Source organism: Ruegeria sp. ANG10 (assembly GCF_040705255.1).
In the GTDB taxonomy this organism is placed as follows: Bacteria; Pseudomonadota; Alphaproteobacteria; order Rhodobacterales; family Rhodobacteraceae; genus Ruegeria.
In genome coordinates this window covers 12,642-29,033 of record NZ_JBFCVU010000006.1, presented here as the reverse complement: position 1 = coordinate 29,033, position 16,392 = coordinate 12,642, and the positions used below count along the sequence as shown (strand labels likewise).

At 57.6% G+C, this 16,392-nt stretch carries 17 protein-coding genes; 9 read left to right on the top strand and 8 right to left on the bottom strand.

The window, feature by feature from the left end:
* Nucleotides 1-50: 50 nt before the first annotated feature.
* Both lepB and rnc read left to right on the top strand, forming a co-directional pair.
* Entirely contained in the window at nt 51-887 is an 837-nt protein-coding gene (gene lepB, locus AB1A64_RS13700; protein ID WP_366551927.1) for a signal peptidase I, read from the top strand.
* Nucleotides 884-1,564 (top strand): ribonuclease III, encoded by a 681-nt coding sequence (gene rnc / locus AB1A64_RS13695; protein WP_366551926.1) that lies wholly within the window; start codon nt 884-886, stop codon nt 1,562-1,564. The genes lepB and rnc overlap by 4 nt, the downstream gene beginning before the upstream one ends.
* Before the next feature lie 125 nt (nt 1,565-1,689).
* On the opposite strand, the gene AB1A64_RS13690 is transcribed toward rnc, so the two are convergent.
* Entirely contained in the window at nt 1,690-3,066 is a 1,377-nt protein-coding gene (locus tag AB1A64_RS13690; protein WP_366551925.1) for a multicopper oxidase family protein, read from the bottom strand.
* A gap of 157 nt (nt 3,067-3,223) precedes the next feature.
* Here AB1A64_RS13690 and era point away from each other — a divergent pair, with 157 nt between their 5' ends.
* The 3 genes from era to AB1A64_RS13675 all read left to right on the top strand — a co-directional run bounded on the left by era (nt 3,224) and on the right by AB1A64_RS13675 (nt 5,469).
* A complete protein-coding gene (gene era, locus AB1A64_RS13685; RefSeq protein WP_170350374.1) occupies nt 3,224-4,132 on the top strand; it encodes a GTPase Era in 909 nt (302 codons plus the stop codon).
* Nucleotides 4,129-4,458, top strand: coding sequence for a DUF1491 family protein (locus tag AB1A64_RS13680; protein WP_366551924.1), 330 nt, complete (start codon nt 4,129-4,131; stop codon nt 4,456-4,458). The genes era and AB1A64_RS13680 overlap by 4 nt, the downstream gene beginning before the upstream one ends.
* Nucleotides 4,459-4,569: 111 nt before the next feature.
* Nucleotides 4,570-5,469: a hypothetical protein gene (locus AB1A64_RS13675; RefSeq protein ID WP_366551923.1), complete on the top strand. Its 900-nt coding sequence runs from the start codon at nt 4,570-4,572 to the stop codon at nt 5,467-5,469.
* A 190-nt stretch (nt 5,470-5,659) separates the two neighbouring features.
* Here AB1A64_RS13675 and AB1A64_RS13670 read toward each other — a convergent pair whose 3' ends face one another.
* On the bottom strand, nt 5,660-6,100 hold the full coding sequence (locus tag AB1A64_RS13670; RefSeq protein WP_366551922.1) for a cupin domain-containing protein: 441 nt from the start codon (nt 6,098-6,100) through the stop codon (nt 5,660-5,662).
* Between the two features lie 207 nt (nt 6,101-6,307).
* Here AB1A64_RS13670 and recO point away from each other — a divergent pair, with 207 nt between their 5' ends.
* Nucleotides 6,308-7,033, top strand: coding sequence for a DNA repair protein RecO (gene recO / locus AB1A64_RS13665; protein ID WP_366551921.1), 726 nt, complete (start codon nt 6,308-6,310; stop codon nt 7,031-7,033).
* Here recO and AB1A64_RS13660 read toward each other — a convergent pair.
* From AB1A64_RS13660 to AB1A64_RS13650, 3 genes are all read right to left on the bottom strand, one after another.
* Nucleotides 7,017-7,409: an META domain-containing protein gene (locus AB1A64_RS13660; protein WP_366551920.1), complete on the bottom strand. Its 393-nt coding sequence runs from the start codon at nt 7,407-7,409 to the stop codon at nt 7,017-7,019. The genes recO and AB1A64_RS13660 overlap by 17 nt on opposite strands.
* A gap of 41 nt (nt 7,410-7,450) precedes the next feature.
* Nucleotides 7,451-8,005 (bottom strand): hypothetical protein, encoded by a 555-nt coding sequence (locus AB1A64_RS13655; RefSeq protein ID WP_366551919.1) that lies wholly within the window; start codon nt 8,003-8,005, stop codon nt 7,451-7,453.
* Between the two features lie 159 nt (nt 8,006-8,164).
* A complete protein-coding gene (locus AB1A64_RS13650; RefSeq protein ID WP_366551918.1) occupies nt 8,165-9,856 on the bottom strand; it encodes an acyl-CoA dehydrogenase family protein in 1,692 nt (563 codons plus the stop codon).
* 145 nt (nt 9,857-10,001) lie between these two features.
* Here AB1A64_RS13650 and AB1A64_RS13645 point away from each other — a divergent pair, with 145 nt between their 5' ends.
* On the top strand, nt 10,002-10,766 hold the full coding sequence (locus AB1A64_RS13645) for a sulfite exporter TauE/SafE family protein (RefSeq protein ID WP_366551917.1): 765 nt from the start codon (nt 10,002-10,004) through the stop codon (nt 10,764-10,766).
* Here AB1A64_RS13645 and AB1A64_RS13640 read toward each other — a convergent pair.
* The 3 genes from AB1A64_RS13640 to AB1A64_RS13630 all read right to left on the bottom strand — a co-directional run bounded on the left by AB1A64_RS13640 (nt 10,763) and on the right by AB1A64_RS13630 (nt 13,588).
* Nucleotides 10,763-11,227 carry a hypothetical protein gene (locus AB1A64_RS13640; protein WP_366551916.1) on the bottom strand — a complete coding sequence of 155 codons (465 nt, stop codon included), beginning with the start codon at nt 11,225-11,227 and terminating at the stop codon, nt 10,763-10,765. The two genes, AB1A64_RS13645 and AB1A64_RS13640, sit on opposite strands and share 4 nt — an antisense overlap.
* A gap of 111 nt (nt 11,228-11,338) precedes the next feature.
* Nucleotides 11,339-11,629 carry a hypothetical protein gene (locus tag AB1A64_RS13635; RefSeq protein WP_366551915.1) on the bottom strand — a complete coding sequence of 97 codons (291 nt, stop codon included), beginning with the start codon at nt 11,627-11,629 and terminating at the stop codon, nt 11,339-11,341.
* Between the two features lie 360 nt (nt 11,630-11,989).
* Nucleotides 11,990-13,588 (bottom strand): phosphoenolpyruvate carboxykinase, encoded by a 1,599-nt coding sequence (locus AB1A64_RS13630; RefSeq protein ID WP_366551914.1) that lies wholly within the window; start codon nt 13,586-13,588, stop codon nt 11,990-11,992.
* A 345-nt stretch (nt 13,589-13,933) separates the two neighbouring features.
* On the opposite strand from AB1A64_RS13630, the gene AB1A64_RS13625 reads away from it, so the two are divergent.
* A complete protein-coding gene (locus tag AB1A64_RS13625; protein WP_170350387.1) occupies nt 13,934-14,638 on the top strand; it encodes a response regulator transcription factor in 705 nt (234 codons plus the stop codon).
* 32 nt (nt 14,639-14,670) lie between these two features.
* Nucleotides 14,671-16,389 carry an ATP-binding protein gene (locus AB1A64_RS13620; protein WP_366551913.1) on the top strand — a complete coding sequence of 573 codons (1,719 nt, stop codon included), beginning with the start codon at nt 14,671-14,673 and terminating at the stop codon, nt 16,387-16,389.
* The last annotated feature ends 3 nt before the right edge of the window (nt 16,390-16,392 follow it).

The window sequence follows — 16,392 nt, the reverse complement described above, 5'->3', positions numbered from 1 at the left end:
CCTTTGGCCCCGCATGTAGCACCCCAACAACCAAAGGACCGGAGAGCAGTATGGCCGAGGACGTCAAAACCGGAAATCCCGTGTGGGAGACGATCAAAACCATCGTCTATGCCCTGTTGATCGCAGGCGTTTTCCGTACTTTGTTCTTTCAGCCGTTCTGGATCCCATCCGGCTCAATGAAACAGACGTTGCTGATCGGGGATTTCCTGTTCGTCAATAAAATGGCCTATGGCTATTCTTATGCCTCGTGTCCAAGCCTGATCATCCCCAGCGTCGGGCTGAACGTCGATGCGGAAGATATTTGCGGTTGGATGAAAGGTGACAACACGCGCATTTGGGGTGGTGAGCCCGTGCGTGGCGACGTCATCGTTTTCCGCCATCCTGTGACCGGGCGCGACTATATCAAGCGGCTGATTGGCCTGCCGGGGGACCGCGTTCAGGTCCGCGAGGGGCAGATCATCTTGAACGGCACACCAGTGCCGCAACAGCCCGACGGGGTCTTTACCGAAGTCGCCGAACCTCAAGGCCCGCAAGGCCTGCGCCCGCGCTGCGAGAACGGGCCTGTCGGCATCGGCGGTGTCTGCGAAAAGACCCGCCTAATCGAAACCCTGCCGAATGGGGTCTCTTACGATGTGCTGAACATTACCAATCAGGGTTCGGACAATACCGGCATTTATACTGTGCCCGAAGGCCACTATTTCTTTATGGGTGATAATCGCGACAATTCCAGCGACAGCCGCCTGCCGCAATCCGCCGGGGGCGTGGGGTATGTTCCCTATGATAACCTGATCGGGCGGGCTGATCGGATCATGTTCTCGTCCGCGGGTCGGTCAATGCTGTTCTTCTGGACCTGGCGTGGTGACCGCTTCTTCAAGGCGATCAATTGAAGCTTTCCGCCGAGATAAAAGCGTTTCAGCAGCGATTGGGGTATGAGTTTGCAGATCCCGAACTGCTGGTGCGTGCGTTGACTCATGGATCGGTCTCTTCGGCGACCCGACCTGATAACCAGCGGTTGGAGTTCCTGGGCGACCGCGTTCTGGGCCTGGTCATGGCGACAGCTTTGTTGGAGGCAGACAAGAATGCATCCGAAGGCCAACTTGCGCCCCGCTTCAATGCTCTGGTCCGCAAAGAGGCGTGCGCTGATGTGGCCCGTCAAATCGACCTGGGCGCAGTGTTGAAACTGGGCCGGTCTGAAATGATGTCAGGCGGCCGTCGTAAACAGGCCCTGCTGGGCGACGCGATGGAGGCGGTCATCGCCGCGATCTATCGCGATGCCGGGTTCGAAGCGGCACGGGATGTAATCCTGGCGCTTTGGGGTGATCGTATCCACACGGTCGAAGCTGATGCGCGGGACGCCAAAACCTCGTTGCAGGAATGGGCGCAAGCACGGGGCCAGAAGCCGCCGTCTTATGTCGAAATCAAACGCAGCGGCCCGGATCACGCCCCTGTCTTCACCATTGCCGCTCGACTGCAGGATGGCACCGAGGCCCAGGCGACGGCAGGTTCAAAACGTCAGGCAGAACAGGCCGCAGCCAAATCGCTGTTGGAAAACCTGCCAAAATAACTCGCAGCCTTAAGCAAAAGATCCTTCTTCATCTGGACGGAAAATACCTTGGGGGTGAGCCCGGATGAAATCTGGGCGAGGGGGCTGGCCCCCTGCCGGTCGGATTGGCCTAGCCAATTCGAGCCCTATACCACCCGAATATATCCGGTAAGCCCGGTCTTTTGATGCTCGATCACGTGGCAATGAAACGCCCAGTCGCCCGGGTTGTCGGCGACCAAACCGATCTCGACCACCTCATCTTTTAACAGCAACATCGTGTCGGTCAGCAATGGCGGTAACGGGCGAAGGTTCGACTTTATCGGTACAAAAGCCATCCCATGCAGGTGGATCGGGTGCAGGTTCGGAGACTCATTACGCAAGCGCAAAACATAGCTTTTACCTCGTTGCAGCGTGGTCAGCGGACCAACCTCTTTCGCGGCATCCCCCGGCCAAGGCATTCGGTTGATCGACCAGAAGCTATACCCCAGAGAGCCACAAAACCCATTGGTCGGTTCGCCACCTTCGGGCGTCCAGCCAAAGACAAATTCGTGCAATTCGGCATTGGTCAGATCAGGTTTGGCCGTGGGGTTCACCGGTAGTGGGCGCAACTCGCGCAGATTGCGCGACACGGACGCGCCAACGGCACGCAAGCGGGTCATCGGGCGATGCGGCTGCCCAGGAAACTTGGCCATCAGATCGACAGTCTGACCTTCACCTTGCGGCATTTTCACAGCAAAATCCACACGCTGTCCGGGTCCGATCAGCAAGGGGTTTTCGGCAGTGGGCGGCTGAACTTCAACTTCGACCGGGTGACCGTCCCATGCGATAATTCGGGCCTCGGCACCGTCCAGATGCACCTTGTAGATGCGGGTTGTGTCCGTATTTACCACGCGCAGCCGCACAAGGCTGCCTGCGGTGTGATCATAAACCGGGCCATTCAGCCAGTTCGCTGTTTGCACATTGCCAAAGGTTCCAGCCCGCGCGGCCCCGCGCGCGGTGTAGGCAGGCAGGAACGACCCGTCATCATTCAAGCGGAAATCCCGCAGGTTGATCACCTGCTCGCTGTCAAAACCGGGATCTTCGGCCTCGGCGATCACCAGCACTCCAGTCAGGCCATGGGCCATCTGTTCCATCGTCATGCAATGAGGGTGATACCAAAAGGTGCCCGCATCCGGAGGCGTGAATTCATAGTCAAACACCTCACCCGGTCCAATCGGCATTTGGGTCAGATAAGGCACACCGTCCATGTCATTCGGAATACGCAGCCCGTGCCAGTGCATCGCCGTATAATCAGGCAGGGTGTTGCGCACCGGCAGGCGCATCACTTCACCCTGTTTGCCAAATAAAACCGGTGGCGGCGCGTCGGGCGACAGGCTGACCATACCGGTGGTGACCTGATCGCGCAGGGCAAAGCTGGCGGGTTGGACGACCAGCTCTTGCGCACCTGCCGCTAAACCAATGCATCCCAGTCCTAACGCCCCGGCGGTGGCACCACTGCCCAAAAGAAACTCGCGACGGTTCATTTCAGCCTCATGAAAAGAAGGATTGCCTGGCTGTTATTGGCGTGGCGTGATCCAGTGATGCCATCCCGACCGCATGGCCGCAATGCGACAAATGCCTCTGGCCCGCGGGGGCTTTCTGCTATAGGGGTGCGCACTTGCAAACAGGATCGCAACACACATGACCACACGCGCCGGATTTATCGCCCTGATCGGAGAGCCCAACGCAGGCAAATCCACCCTTCTGAACCGCATGGTCGGGGCCAAGGTCTCGATCGTGACACATAAGGTGCAGACCACACGCGCCCGCATTCGCGGTGTGGCGATGGAAGGGGATGCGCAACTGGTTTTCGTCGACACGCCCGGCCTGTTCAAACCCCGGCGTCGTTTGGATCGCGCCATGGTCGCCGCCGCCTGGGGTGGCGCCGCCGACGCCGATGTCGTCGTGCTGATGGTCGAAGCGCATCGCGGCATCACCGAAGGGGTTGAACGCATCCTCGAAGGTCTGGAAGAGATAGGGCAGGGCCGTACCATCGCGCTGGCGATCAACAAGATTGACAAGGTTCCGTCCGAGAAGTTGCTGGCGCTGACCAGCGATCTGAACGCGCGCTATCCTTTTGCCGAAACTTTCATGATCTCGGCCGAGCGCGGTTATGGTGTGGACGATCTGCGTAAGTGGCTGGCCGCAGAACTGCCCGAAGGGCCGTGGCTGTATCCCGAAGATCAGATTGCCGATCTTCCGATGCGCATGATCGCCGCCGAGATGACGCGCGAGAAACTGACCCTGCGCCTGCATCAGGAACTGCCCTACCAGTTGACTGTCGAGACTGAGAATTGGGAGGAACGCAAGGACGGATCCGCCAAGATCGATCAGGTCATCTATGTCATGCGCGATGGTCATAAAGGTATCGTGCTGGGCAAACGCGGCGAGACCATCAAGGCCGTCAGCCAGGCGGCGCGGGCCGAGCTGGAAGAGTTCCTCGACCGCAAGGTTCATCTGTTCCTGCAGGTTAAGGTGCGCCCGAACTGGCTGGAAGAATCCGAGCGATATTCGGAAATGGGTCTGGATTTCAAAGACGGCAACGCATGACGCGCCTGACGGCTGATTTCTGGGTCCACGCCTATCTGGCAAGGCTGCGGTTTCAAGAGATTCCGGCTTTTGTAGTGGCCCATGGCGACGACACGGCGGGCGCGGTGCTGGTCAAGCTGAACACTCTGGACGGGCAGGCAGTGGCCTTACAACGCAGCTTTGATCTGATGAGCGGCGAGCGCAAATGGGTTGAACTCTCCAGCGGTGCGGAAATGGATGTGGATGAAGCCATTCAACGCCAGCGCAGCTTTGACCCAGACCTTTGGGTGATCGAGGTCGAGGATCGGCAGGGGCGGCATCTTCTTGGAGAAGAAGGGCTGGATTAACTGCAGCTTGGTCTGGCGGACAAAGTCTAACAATCTATTTCTATTTTGCGTTACACCCTGCACACTGAAATACTATCTGGAATTGTGCCCCTTCCTAAGAGTTTGGAATTTATGAAAACCTTCTTGTTAGCCTGCCGTCTTCCCTTTTTGCTCTTGGTTTGCACAGCGACTTCCGCAGCGGCGCAGCCCAGATTGGGTTGGATCTATCAACTTGACGGGCTTGCTGCTTTTCAGGGCGATGCGAGTTTGAGTGGAGGTGGAGAGTTCTCGGCAAGCCGTGCTTTTGTGCGAACCACCGCGCTTTATAACATGGACGGAGGGAACTCCGTTGGGGTGTCGGCTAGCTTCGGTAGGTTCGACTACAACTTTAGCGAAGCAAATAACCAGCCTTGGGAAGATATCCGAGACATTCGCGTTTCCATGCCAGTGCGGTTTCGAGTTGGAAATACAGCGACCGCCTTTATATCGCCACAGATCAGATGGGACTATCAAAGCGGCGCTACTGCCTCGGACGGACGTACCTATGGAGCTTTTGCGGGTATTGCATGGAAGCTAAGTGAGCGTCTTACCATCGGCCCTGCATTTGGCGTGTTTTCGCAGTTGGAGGATGACGATATCGATTTCTTCCCAGCCTTGTTGGTGGATTGGGATATAAACGACCGCTGGAACTTAAACACAGGCTCAGGGATTGGTGCTACGCAAGGTCCAGGACTCACGCTCAGCTACGCGCTAAATAACGAAATGAACCTGTCGCTTTCGGCTCGCTCCGAGAGAATACGGTTTCGATTGGATGGAGATGGCTTGGCTCCGAATGGGGTGGGTGAAGACAAAAGCATCCCTGTTGTGCTGGCGTTAGGTTACAGTCCCAATCCTGGCGTTTCGTTGAATGTCTTTGCAGGGGCTGAGTTGGATGGCCGTTTGACGTTGGACGATGCAAATGGTTCGGAACTCAGTCGCCAGAATTACGAAACGGCACCATTGGTCGGCTTTGCATTCAGAGTAAGGTTCTAATTGCCCTTCTGGTTCAGTTTTTCCCTCTAGACTACCCGACCTGCGACTATCCTCCGAAAACCTGGACCCATGGGGGACCGGGATTGGCCTAGTGCGATCACGGCATACTTCTGAATCTAATTGTTGCGTCAAAATCGGAGGTATTGATATCGCACAGACAATTGTCGATTGACGCGCAAAGAAACCACTCTTATCCAGCCAGTTCCACCCCGGTTTTGCGCAATACCTCGGCAATTTTGGCACCGTCCTGACCTGGGCCGGGTGCTTCGCGATCAAGGTCCGTGAACATCTCGATGGCGCGCGAACCCCTGCCGCTTATCTCAAGCAGATGTGCGCCCCCGGGGCCAAACTTGAAACTGTGTACTGTCCCGGCCGGGAAATGAACCAGCGTACCGGCGGGGGCGCTTCTGGTTTCCCCGTCCATCACAAATTCGACTTCGCCCTTCACCACGAAAAAGGTCTCATCCCATGGGTGCGTGTGGGGCGGTGGGCCATTGCCTTCGTGACCGTAATTGAGCGTGACGGCATAATCTCCGATCTGTTCAAGACGTGCCAGCACAGTGATTTTGTCGCCTAGAACGTTCAGGGGTTCAGGGTAGTCGGAAGGTGAGGTGAAAAAAGGTGTTTTCATGGTGTACTCCTGTCTGTTCTCGGGGCGTATCCCGTTCAAATCAATCAATGAACCTGCCCCAGCGGCGCGCTGGTCCCGTTGATCATAGCATTTGTCGGAAGGTCTGGGGACTTTTGCAGAATTGCAGCGGAACCGGCATATATCTTGCGCATGATCGGTTGTTGCGGTCTTGTGGCCGGGAAGTTCTATACCCATCAGGAGCCCACTTTGGATTGGCGTGATCATGGCATCCTTCTGACCTCGCGCCGCCACGGCGAAACGGCAGCGATTATCGAGGTTTTTACCGAAGGCCACGGTCGCCATGCCGGTGTCGTGCGCGGGGGTGCCAGCCGAAAGACCGCGCCGATCCTGCAACCGGGGGCGCAGTTGGACGTCCTTTGGCGGGCGCGGCTGGAAGAGCATATCGGGACGTTTCAGGTTGAACCCCTGCGGTCCCGTGCAGCTGCTGCGTTTTCGGGGCGGATGGCGCTGGCTGGGTTGAACGCTGTTGTGTCACTGTTGTCCTTTTGCTTGCCGGAACGGGAGCCGCACCCGGCCATCTACAAACAGACAGAACAGCTAATGGATTTGCTGGGTCAGGATGAAATCTGGCCGCTGGCCTATCTGCGGTGGGAGCTAGCGCTGCTGGAGGAACTGGGGTTCGGGCTTGATTTGTCCGCCTGCGCTGTGACCGGCGCGCGCGAGGGGCTAGTTTATGTCTCTCCTAAAACCGGTCGGGCGGTTAGCAGCGAAGGGGCAGGGGAATGGGCGGACAAATTGCTGCCTCTGCCACCCTGCCTGCGTGGAGAAGGCGCTGCGCCGGATACTGAGATTGCGGCTGGTTTGCAGACGACAGGGTATTTTCTGGAGCATCGCCTGGCCCCGTCGCTGGGGCATCACCCGTTGCCCGAGGCGCGGGCGCGGTTTGTGGATCAATTCACTCGACGGCTGTGAACACCATCTCGTGCCTGTCCTCATTGCGCAGGATCAGCACGTCTCCGGATACTTCGGATTGGGTCATGGCCATCAGGGCGGCGAAATAGAACCCTTCGGCCTCTAGCCCGGCACAGGCGGCGCGGGTGGCGATCAGGTCTGTCACCTCAAACCACGGGTAAGGGGCGTTCAGAGTGCCGCTATAGCTGTTGCAGGGGGCATTTCCTGCGATCGTGCCTTCTTCGGGAAAGCGCAGCAGGGCGCTGGCCTCAAAGGGTTGCCCGTCGATTTCCTGCAAGGCCCATGTCTGATCAGCCGCGCCGTAGGCAGCGACGGTTTCGTCCTTGTCGCATTGGAACAGGGCCAGCAGGGGCAGGGTCAGGATCAGGCGGGTCATGGGATGGTCTTAGCGCAACCTTTGAGCGGACGGAACCGACGTCAGTAGGGGATCTCGCCGCTAATCAATTCTTCCCGGACCTCCAGACGAGGGCGCCAGTTGTATCTGGTATCTTCCCTGACCGGAGCCCATGTTAGCGCGCCGCTGGCGCGCCAAGGGTCAAGGATGATCCCGTCATACATCGAATCCCCCTTGGCACTGATCAGGGCCGAGTGGTGGATGATCCGAAACGCCGTCGGCGGGGAAGTCGCCCAGTGCAGGTCCAGCGTGCGGAAATTCTGTTGCTTCAGGCGTGTGGTCATGGCTTGGGCCCAATCATTGCACAGCCCAAACTCGCGAAAGCCGTTGATGACCTTGGCGTTGTGGATGATGGCCGAGTCGGTGACGTTCCATTCCTGCTTCAGTTGCTGGGAATAAGAGTAGGCAATCGTGGCGGCTTTGTTTGCCTCGACCGGATCGACCTCGGGACCAAGGGCCCGGATGGCCATCGCGAGATCGTCAATATCGCTTTGGCCGACGGTCGGTTGCTTGGTGGCGCATCCGCCAAGGGCGATTGCGGCTAGAACCGCACACAATGCGAAAAGTCGTCTGGTCATTCTTCGTGCCATTCTTTCTTGAGCGCAGGATGCTCTAACCAGGTTCGTACCTGAGATCAAAGGGGAAGTTCGCCATGAGCGGATCACAACCCGCCCCGAACAGAAAAAGACCCGGCGCCAGGGCCGGGTCAGTTGGGGAAACGGGAATACCGAAAACGGTCAGCTCAGCAGTCGTCGTGCGATAACCTGAGCCTGGATTTCAGCAGCCCCTTCGAAAATATTCAGAATACGTGCGTCGCACAGAACGCGGCTGATCTTGTATTCCAGCGCAAAGCCGTTGCCGCCATGGATTTGCAGACCGTTGTCCGCAGCCGCCCAGGCCACGCGAGCGCCCAGCAGTTTGGCCATACCAGCCTCAAGATCGCAGCGTTGGCCGTGATCCTTTTCCCAGGCCGAGAAATAGGTCAGCTGCCGTGCGATCATGATCTCAACCGCCATCATCGCCAGCTTGCCCGACACGCGGGGGAAGTTGATCAGGGATTTGCCAAATTGCTTACGGTCCTGCGCGTATTGCATCGCGATGTCCAGCGCGCTTTGCGCCACGCCGATGGCGCGAGCAGCGGTTTGGATGCGGGCCGACTCGAACGTCTCCATCAGCTGTTTAAAGCCTTTGCCCTCTTCGCCGCCAAGCAGGTTTTCACCTTTGACTTTGAAGCCATCAAAGCCCAGCTCGTATTCCTTCATGCCGCGATAGCCCAAAACTTCGATCTCACCACCGGTCATGCCGGGGGTGGGGAACGGGTTGTCATCGGTGCCGGGCGTTTTCTCAGCCAGGAACATGGACAGGCCGCGGTGATCGGTGGTGTCCGGATTTGTCCGCGCCAGCAGGGTCATCACATGGGTCCGGGCCGCGTGGGTAATCCAAGTCTTGTTGCCGGTGATCTGGTAATCGCCGTTCTCATCCTTAACGGCGCGTGTGCGCAAGCTGCCAAGGTCGGACCCGGTGTTAGGTTCGGTGAACACAGCGGTGGGCAGGATCTCGGCGCTGGCCAGTTTCGGCAACCAGTTGGCTTTTTGCTCGTCGGTACCGCCTGCGATGATCAGCTCGGCCGCGATCTCGGACCGGGTGCCCAGCGAGCCGACGCCGATGTAACCGCGCGACAGTTCCTCGGACACCACGCACATCGAGGCTTTGGACAGGCCGAAGCCGCCGAATTCCTCGGGGATGGTCAGGCCGAAGACGCCCATCTCGGCCAGTTCTTCGATGATTTCAATCGGGATCAGCTCGTCCTTGAGGTGCCAGTCATGGGCGTTCGGTTCGACCTTTTCCTGTGCATAGCGGCGGAATTGGTCGCGGATCATTTCCAGTTCTTCATCCAGACCCGAAGCGCCGAACATGGTGGAACCGGCCTGATCGCCCATCAGACCAACCAGTTGTGTGCGGGCGGCCTGGGTGTTGGCCTGCGCCATCAACGTCTGGACTTCGGCGCACTGGAAACCGGACAGGGCATCCCAGCCAAGGCCCATATCTTGCAGGCGCACGACCTCACCCTGGTTCATTGGGATGCCACCAGCGACCTGATGAAGGTACTCACCAAAGGCGATCTGGTGCAGCAGTTGTTCCATTTCGCCAAATTTGCCGTCTGCATCCAGGGCCTCGGCCCAACGCTGCATCTGTTGCAGTGATTGGTTGTATGTCGCCAGCCACGAAAGGCCGTGGGCGGCAGTTTGATTGGCTTCGATCAGCGCGCCAGAGACCCGGCCGTCAGCGGTGACTATCCCACGGACCGACTCGCGGGCGCGTTCAAAAACTGCTTCAACGGCAGGCAGGGCCGCGCGGGTCAGCGTCAGAAGGTCGGGCAAAATCGCGGATGTCGTCATCTGGGTCATATCCTGTCCGTCATGGGCCATGAATCACGTCCTTCTTTAGAGTCGTCCGGTCATACCATGCTGCACGTGCAGCGCAACAAAAATACGAATTGGACAGTGAAAAAGTTCTAAAATTACCTGAGCGATTTTGCAGTGCAGCGCGCGCCAAGAGTGTTATCAGGGGCGCATGACGTTGTTTTCTTTACTCAGTCCGCAAGACCTGTTGATGGCCGCCGCTATTGCCTTTGTGGCGGGGTGGGTCAAAGGCATGGTTGGATTTGCCATGCCAATGATTCTGGTGTCGGGGCTGAGTATGTTCCTGCCACCCGATCTGGCGATCGCCGGGCTAATCTTGCCAACGCTGGTAACCAACGTGTTTCAGGCACTTCGCGAGGGCGTGCCCGCCGCCGTGTCCGCGATCAAGCAGTTCCGTATCTTCTTGTTGGTAGGTTTTGTGTTCCTGGCACTGGGGGCGCAGGTTGTGAGCGCCGTGCCCGCGTCTACGTTTCTGTTGATGATCGGCCTTCCAGTTACGGTATTCGCGCTGTTTCAAGTACTGGGAATGCAGTTGACCCTCAGCAAACCATCGGCACGTGTCGAGGTGGGCATAGGCGCGATTGCAGGGTTTGTCGGGGGAATGTCCGGTATCTGGGGGCCACCGACCGTCGCCTATCTGACCGCGCTGAACACCCCGAAGGCTGTGCAGATGCGTGTACAGGGTGTGATCTATGGGCTAGGGGCTGTGGCGTTGTTGCTGGCACATTTGGGGTCGGGCATCCTACGAGCAGAGACAGCACCTTTCTCAGCTGCTCTGATCGTGCCGGCTGTGTTCGGGATGTGGGTCGGCTTGCAGTTGCAATCGCGAATTGATCAGGTGCTATTTCGCAGGGTGACCTTGTTGGTTCTGCTGGTTGCAGGGCTCAATTTGCTGCGCCGTGGGTTAATGGTTTAATGGTGCTTGTCCGCAAGCCGAAAGGCAAAATATAGCCCCAGCATCAGGAAAAACAGACCCGAGATATCGCCGATCAAAAAGGCGACATATTCTACTCGCGCGCTGCCAAAGGCCAGATTGGTCAACCCAGAGACAAGGAAAGAGGTGACGATCCCAACCCCCATGACGCATGACCAGCATGGCTTGCGATCAGCGCGGGGAAACAGATCCCAACCTGCCCACTTGAATAGATAGAACACCGCAGGAACGGTGGTGACGGCAATGAACATCGCCATAAGTCGGCTTGGCAGAAACACGTCGCTGCCGCCGAGAACGGCAAAAACCAGGAAAACGCCGGGCAACAAGGCGAATATCGCCCGCCATCCTAACAGCCACGCCGATAGAACCCGCACCCCGTGCGGAAGAAACAAAAGACTGGCCCGACTGGGGTATTCCGGAAAAAACACGTTCTGAAGCGGCATCAGGACCTCAAAAGTGAGGTACGATGCGGCGACGTAAGCCGATGAGGCAAAGAGCGTGTCAGTAGCCCACCTGCGCACGTTGATCAGCCACCTGTACGCAGGAAGAAGGCATTACTTGGGTGCATGAACGATATACCGGCCCCGGTTGGCGGTACCGCTTTGCGACAGATACCCTTTCTGTACCAACGATTTCAGCGCACGAAAGAATGTCGGGCGCGAGACGCTTTCAACCAGCGTGTGTTCAATCAAGCCGAATGTGCGCACTTCGTCATCGGATTTGGACAGCTCTTCGGCGGCGTAATAAATATCACGCTCAACCGGAGACAGCTGTTCCAGGCCCAGCGTCCGTTCCATGCTCTGCATCAGTTTACGCAGTTCGGTCAGTTTTGAGATTTCTGTCATGTTCTACCTGTCGCTCTTCGTGTCGATGCCGCTGCTCGGCGACAAAATGCGATATACTGAATTCTTAAACAATATCAGTAAGTCTCATATTGACACTCATCCCCTTTAGCTTACACTAGTCATGTTTTCAGGTTGCTCATCGTGCTGATGTGAGAGTTCGCCCGAGCCACCCAAAGGTCTTTTCACTTTCCGCCCGGTGCGTAAGCGCCGGGCTTATTCATTCCAATGGTGCCAAAATTACCTCAGCCAGGCATACCGGGCAACGCATTTGTATGTGATGTCTGCATTATGCAACTTTAGAGAGAGTGTTTTTGCGATCCCCTCTAAAGAAAAAGGGGGCGTCAGCGCCCCCTTGTCCATTTACCCGATTGCAACGGCCTTGATGTCGTCGTCGATGAACGGCAGGTACTGCTCAAAGTTCTCGGCGAACATCTTCACCAGTTTCTCGGCCTGTTTGTCGAATGCCGCCTGATCGTCCCAAGTGCGGCGCGGGTCCAGCAGAACCTCGGCCACGCCGGGTACCGTCACCGGCACGTCAAAGCCGAAATTCGCGTCCTTGCGGAACTCGGCATCACGCAGCGAGCCGTCCAGTGCCGCAGTCAGCAGCGCACGGGTGGCTCTGATCGGCATCCGCGAGCCTACGCCATAGGCACCACCGGTCCAGCCAGTGTTCACCAGCCAGCAGGTCGCGCCGTGCTGAGCGATTTTTTCCCGCAACAGGTTGCCGTAAACTTCCGGTCGGCGTGGCATGAACGGTGCGCCGAAACAAGTCGAGAAGGTCGGCTGAGGTTCGGTGACGCCACGCTCGGTCCCGGCCACTTTCGATGTGAAGCCCGAGAGGAAGTGGTACATCGCCTGTGCCGGGGTCAGCCGCGCAATCGGAGGCAGAACGCCGAACGCATCACAGGTCAGCATGATGATGTTCTTGGGGTGACCCCCCAGCGCGCTGCTGGACGCGTTCGAAATGTATTCGAGCGGGTAAGCACAGCGCATGTTTGCGGTCAGTGAGTCGTCGTCGAAATCCAGTTCTTTGGTTTCAGGATCGAAAACCATGTTTTCGATGACAGTGCCGAATTTGCTGGTTGTCGCATAGATTTCCGGCTCTGCCTCGGCATTCAGATTGATGGTCTTGGCATAGCAGCCGCCTTCGAAATTGAAGGTGCCGCGATCCGACCAGCCATGCTCGTCGTCCCCGATCAGGGTGCGTGACGGATCGGCTGACAGGGTGGTTTTACCGGTGCCGGACAGGCCAAAGAACACGGCGGTGTCGACTGGATTGCCGACCGCATGGTTGGCCGAGCAATGCATCGGCATCACACCTTTTTCCGGCAGCATATAGTTCAGCAAAGTGAATACGGACTTCTTGTTCTCACCCGCGTATTCCGTGCCGCCGATCAGGATCAGCTTGCGATCGAAGTTCAACGCAATCACCGTCTCGGACTGGCAGCCGTGCTTTTTCGGGTCTGCCTTGAAGCTGGGGCAGTTGATGATGGTGAAATCCGCGGTGAATTCGTCCAGATCCTCGCGGTCCGGACGACGCAGCAGGTGGCGGATGAACAGGTTGTGCCAGGCCAGTTCGGTAACCATGCGAACATTGATCGAATAGGCTGGGTCTGCTCCGCCGACGAGGTCCTGCACGAAATAATCCCGACCCTTCATGTGAGTCAGCATATCTTCATAAAGCGCGTCAAAGCCTTTGGGGCTCATCTCGGCGTTGTTTTCCCACCAGATGGAATCAACGACGCTTTCAGTTTTGACAACATGTTTGTCCTTGGGCGAGCGACCGGTAAACTTGCCGGTCGTGACCAGAAAGGCCCCACCGTTTCCAAGTGTGCCCTCGCCACGCTTCAGCGCTTCTTCGATCAGCGCCGGTTCCATGAAGTTGTAATAGACATTGCCCAATCCCTCGATGCCCTGATCTTCGAGGCGGAATTGCGGGTTAACCCGTCCAGATGTCATGTGTGTCTTCTCCTGTGGCGGCGCATTGGCGATTGGCCTGGATGCGCTCTTGGGGCATTTGTCGGAAAAACCCGACGGTCAGGCGCCTCTTATCATGGTCGTTTAGGGCATGAACAGGACGGTTTGGCGCAGTTAGCGCCACCAAGCTCAAGTTTAGCGCCACCAAGAATTTCCTGATGGAAATCTGGGCAGTATTTTGCGGGCTGCAAGGCATTTTTGCCGCATAGCTGCCGCAAGAATGGCATGATTCGCAGTTACGGATTGATTCGGCGCGTCAAAACCGCCAACAATGACTTACAAAAAAGCGTATTATTGCGTAGGTGAGCAGGAATAGGGGTGAACCCGATGTCAAAGATTGCACTGGTGGACGACGACAGAAACATTCTGACGTCCGTGTCCATGACGCTCGAAGCTGAAGGATTCGAAGTCGAAACCTATAATGATGGGCAGGCGGCTCTGGATGCGTTCAATAAGAAACTGCCCGATATGGCCGTGCTGGATATAAAGATGCCGCGTATGGACGGTATGGATCTGTTGCAACGACTGCGACAGAAAACCCAGATGCCGGTGATCTTTCTGACCTCGAAAGATGATGAGATCGATGAGGTTTTGGGCCTGCGCATGGGCGCGGACGACTATGTCAAAAAGCCCTTTTCCCAACGTTTGTTGGTCGAACGCATCCGCGCATTGCTGCGTCGGCAAGAGGCGACGGCGGGTGATGCGACCAACGCCAATACTGGCGAAACCAAGGTGATGGAACGTGGCGAACTGCGGATGGACCCGTTGCGCCATGCGGTCAGTTGGAAGGGTGCGGATGTCTCGTTGACGGTGACCGAGTTCTTGTTGCTTCAGGCGTTGGCGCAGCGACCGGGCTTTGTCAAAAGCCGTGATCAGCTGATGGATGTTGCATATGACGACCAAGTCTATGTCGACGACCGGACCATCGATAGCCACATCAAGCGCCTGCGCAAGAAGATGCGCACCGCAGACCCTGAGTTTTCGGCCATCGAAACGCTGTATGGTATCGGATACAGGTACAACGAAGAATAAGTGTGGCCACTGAGAAGGGGTAACCGGGTCTCGTGCGCGATACGGAACAAGCAAACGAGTTGCACGACGGTGACGTCGTTCTGGGGGATGATTGGGTCATCCCGCAAGATCCGGATTCGGCTGAACTCCGGGCCTCGCGCCGACGTCGCAACATGTTCTCGCTGCGCGGGTCGCCCCTTGCGCGTCGGATTATTACCTTCAATCTGATTGCCCTTGTGATCCTGGTCACCGGGTTGCTGTATCTCGACGATTCCCGCGAAGAGCAGGTCCAGCAGACTGCGCGCAACCTGATCGGGGACGCGCAGCTTGTCAGCAATGTGTTCGAAGCCCAGCTGCGCCAGAACCAATCCGGAACCGCACAGGATGCGGCGGCGTTGGACGTCAAGGATACGCTGGCGGGGCTTAGCCTTCCTGACGGCGGCGAGGTCTTTGTCTATGACATGGATGGAACGCTGATCGGCTGGACGCGCGGGGTTTCGACCTCAACGCAGACCTACGCATTGCTGAAAACCGAAGCCGAAGTGCAGACCGGAAGTACCCTGATCAGTGACGCGCTGAACGCTGTGTGGACTGGGCTGTCCCGGGTGTTCACCCGTTCCGACCCCGACGAAGCACCAACGCTGGCGCAGCGCGTGCAGGAAATCATTCCATTGTCGATTCAGGGGCAGAAGCAGATTGAGGCGGTAAAGGATGACGCTGGTCAGACGGTAATCGTTGCGGCGGCTCCGATCCTGCAAGGCGGGGAGCCGGTGGGTGCCGTTGCAATGGCTGGTCCTGCTGGACAGATTGATGCGCTGGCCCGGCGCGCGCAGGAACGCATTCTGCAGATGTTTGTTGTGGCATTGCTGGTGTCCATTGGTCTCAGCCTTGTTTTGGCCTCGACTATCGCCAACCCGCTGGCCGATCTGGCCGCTGCGGCCGAGATGGGCAAGGATCGCGGTGCCGGGGTAAATCCCGGCCGTATCCGCATCCCGGACCTCAGTGCGCGGCCGGATGAAATCGGACGCCTCAGCCGCGCCCTGCGCGGGATGGTAACAGCGCTGTATAATCGTATCGATGCCAACGAACAGTTTGCTGCCGATGTGGCGCATGAAATCAAGAACCCGTTGGCCAGCCTGCAATCTGCGGTGGGAACCCTGCGCGTGGTCAAACGCGACGACCAGCGCGACAAGTTGCTGGGCGTGATCGAGCATGACGTGCGGCGGCTGGACCGTCTGGTCAGCGATATCTCGAACGCATCGCGTCTGGATGCCGAACTGGTCAAAGAAGAGGAACAACCTTTTGATCTGCTGAAATTACTGGGCAATATCGGTCAATATCTGGGCGAAGAGGCCCGTACCAAAGGCATCGACTACATTACTGATCTGCCGTCTCAGCCGATTGTCGTGAACGGGCTCGAGGCGCGGTTGGCGCAGGTGTTCGTCAACCTGATAACCAACGCGATTTCTTTCTGCGAAGACAGCGATGCCATTCGCGTCTGGGTGCGGCGTCGCGAAAACCGGGTGTTGATCGTGGTCGAGGATACCGGTCCGGGCATCCCGGAACAGGCGCTGACCAAAATCTTCAAACGGTTCTATTCACAGCGTCCCGACGAGCATTTCGGTAACAACTCGGGCCTTGGACTGGCGATCTCGAAACAGATTGTCGAGGCCCATGGCGGCGTGATCTGGGCCGAGAACATCCGCCCGACTGAGGCAGATATTACGTCAGACCCACAAGGCGCGCGCTTTGTCGTGGGGCTGCCTGTATAAGCG

Coding starts and splice junctions, on each gene's coding strand:
- lepB (WP_366551927.1), top strand. CDS start 51: ATGGCCGAGGACGTCAAAACCGGAAATCCCGTGTGGGAGACGATCAAA.
- AB1A64_RS13690 (WP_366551925.1), bottom strand. CDS start 3,066: ATGAACCGTCGCGAGTTTCTTTTGGGCAGTGGTGCCACCGCCGGGGCG.
- era (WP_170350374.1), top strand. CDS start 3,224: ATGACCACACGCGCCGGATTTATCGCCCTGATCGGAGAGCCCAACGCA.
- AB1A64_RS13680 (WP_366551924.1), top strand. CDS start 4,129: ATGACGCGCCTGACGGCTGATTTCTGGGTCCACGCCTATCTGGCAAGG.
- AB1A64_RS13675 (WP_366551923.1), top strand. CDS start 4,570: ATGAAAACCTTCTTGTTAGCCTGCCGTCTTCCCTTTTTGCTCTTGGTT.
- AB1A64_RS13670 (WP_366551922.1), bottom strand. CDS start 6,100: ATGAAAACACCTTTTTTCACCTCACCTTCCGACTACCCTGAACCCCTG.
- AB1A64_RS13660 (WP_366551920.1), bottom strand. CDS start 7,409: ATGACCCGCCTGATCCTGACCCTGCCCCTGCTGGCCCTGTTCCAATGC.
- AB1A64_RS13655 (WP_366551919.1), bottom strand. CDS start 8,005: ATGACCAGACGACTTTTCGCATTGTGTGCGGTTCTAGCCGCAATCGCC.
- AB1A64_RS13650 (WP_366551918.1), bottom strand. CDS start 9,856: ATGGCCCATGACGGACAGGATATGACCCAGATGACGACATCCGCGATT.
- AB1A64_RS13645 (WP_366551917.1), top strand. CDS start 10,002: ATGACGTTGTTTTCTTTACTCAGTCCGCAAGACCTGTTGATGGCCGCC.
- AB1A64_RS13640 (WP_366551916.1), bottom strand. CDS start 11,227: ATGCCGCTTCAGAACGTGTTTTTTCCGGAATACCCCAGTCGGGCCAGT.
- AB1A64_RS13635 (WP_366551915.1), bottom strand. CDS start 11,629: ATGACAGAAATCTCAAAACTGACCGAACTGCGTAAACTGATGCAGAGC.
- AB1A64_RS13630 (WP_366551914.1), bottom strand. CDS start 13,588: ATGACATCTGGACGGGTTAACCCGCAATTCCGCCTCGAAGATCAGGGC.
- AB1A64_RS13625 (WP_170350387.1), top strand. CDS start 13,934: ATGTCAAAGATTGCACTGGTGGACGACGACAGAAACATTCTGACGTCC.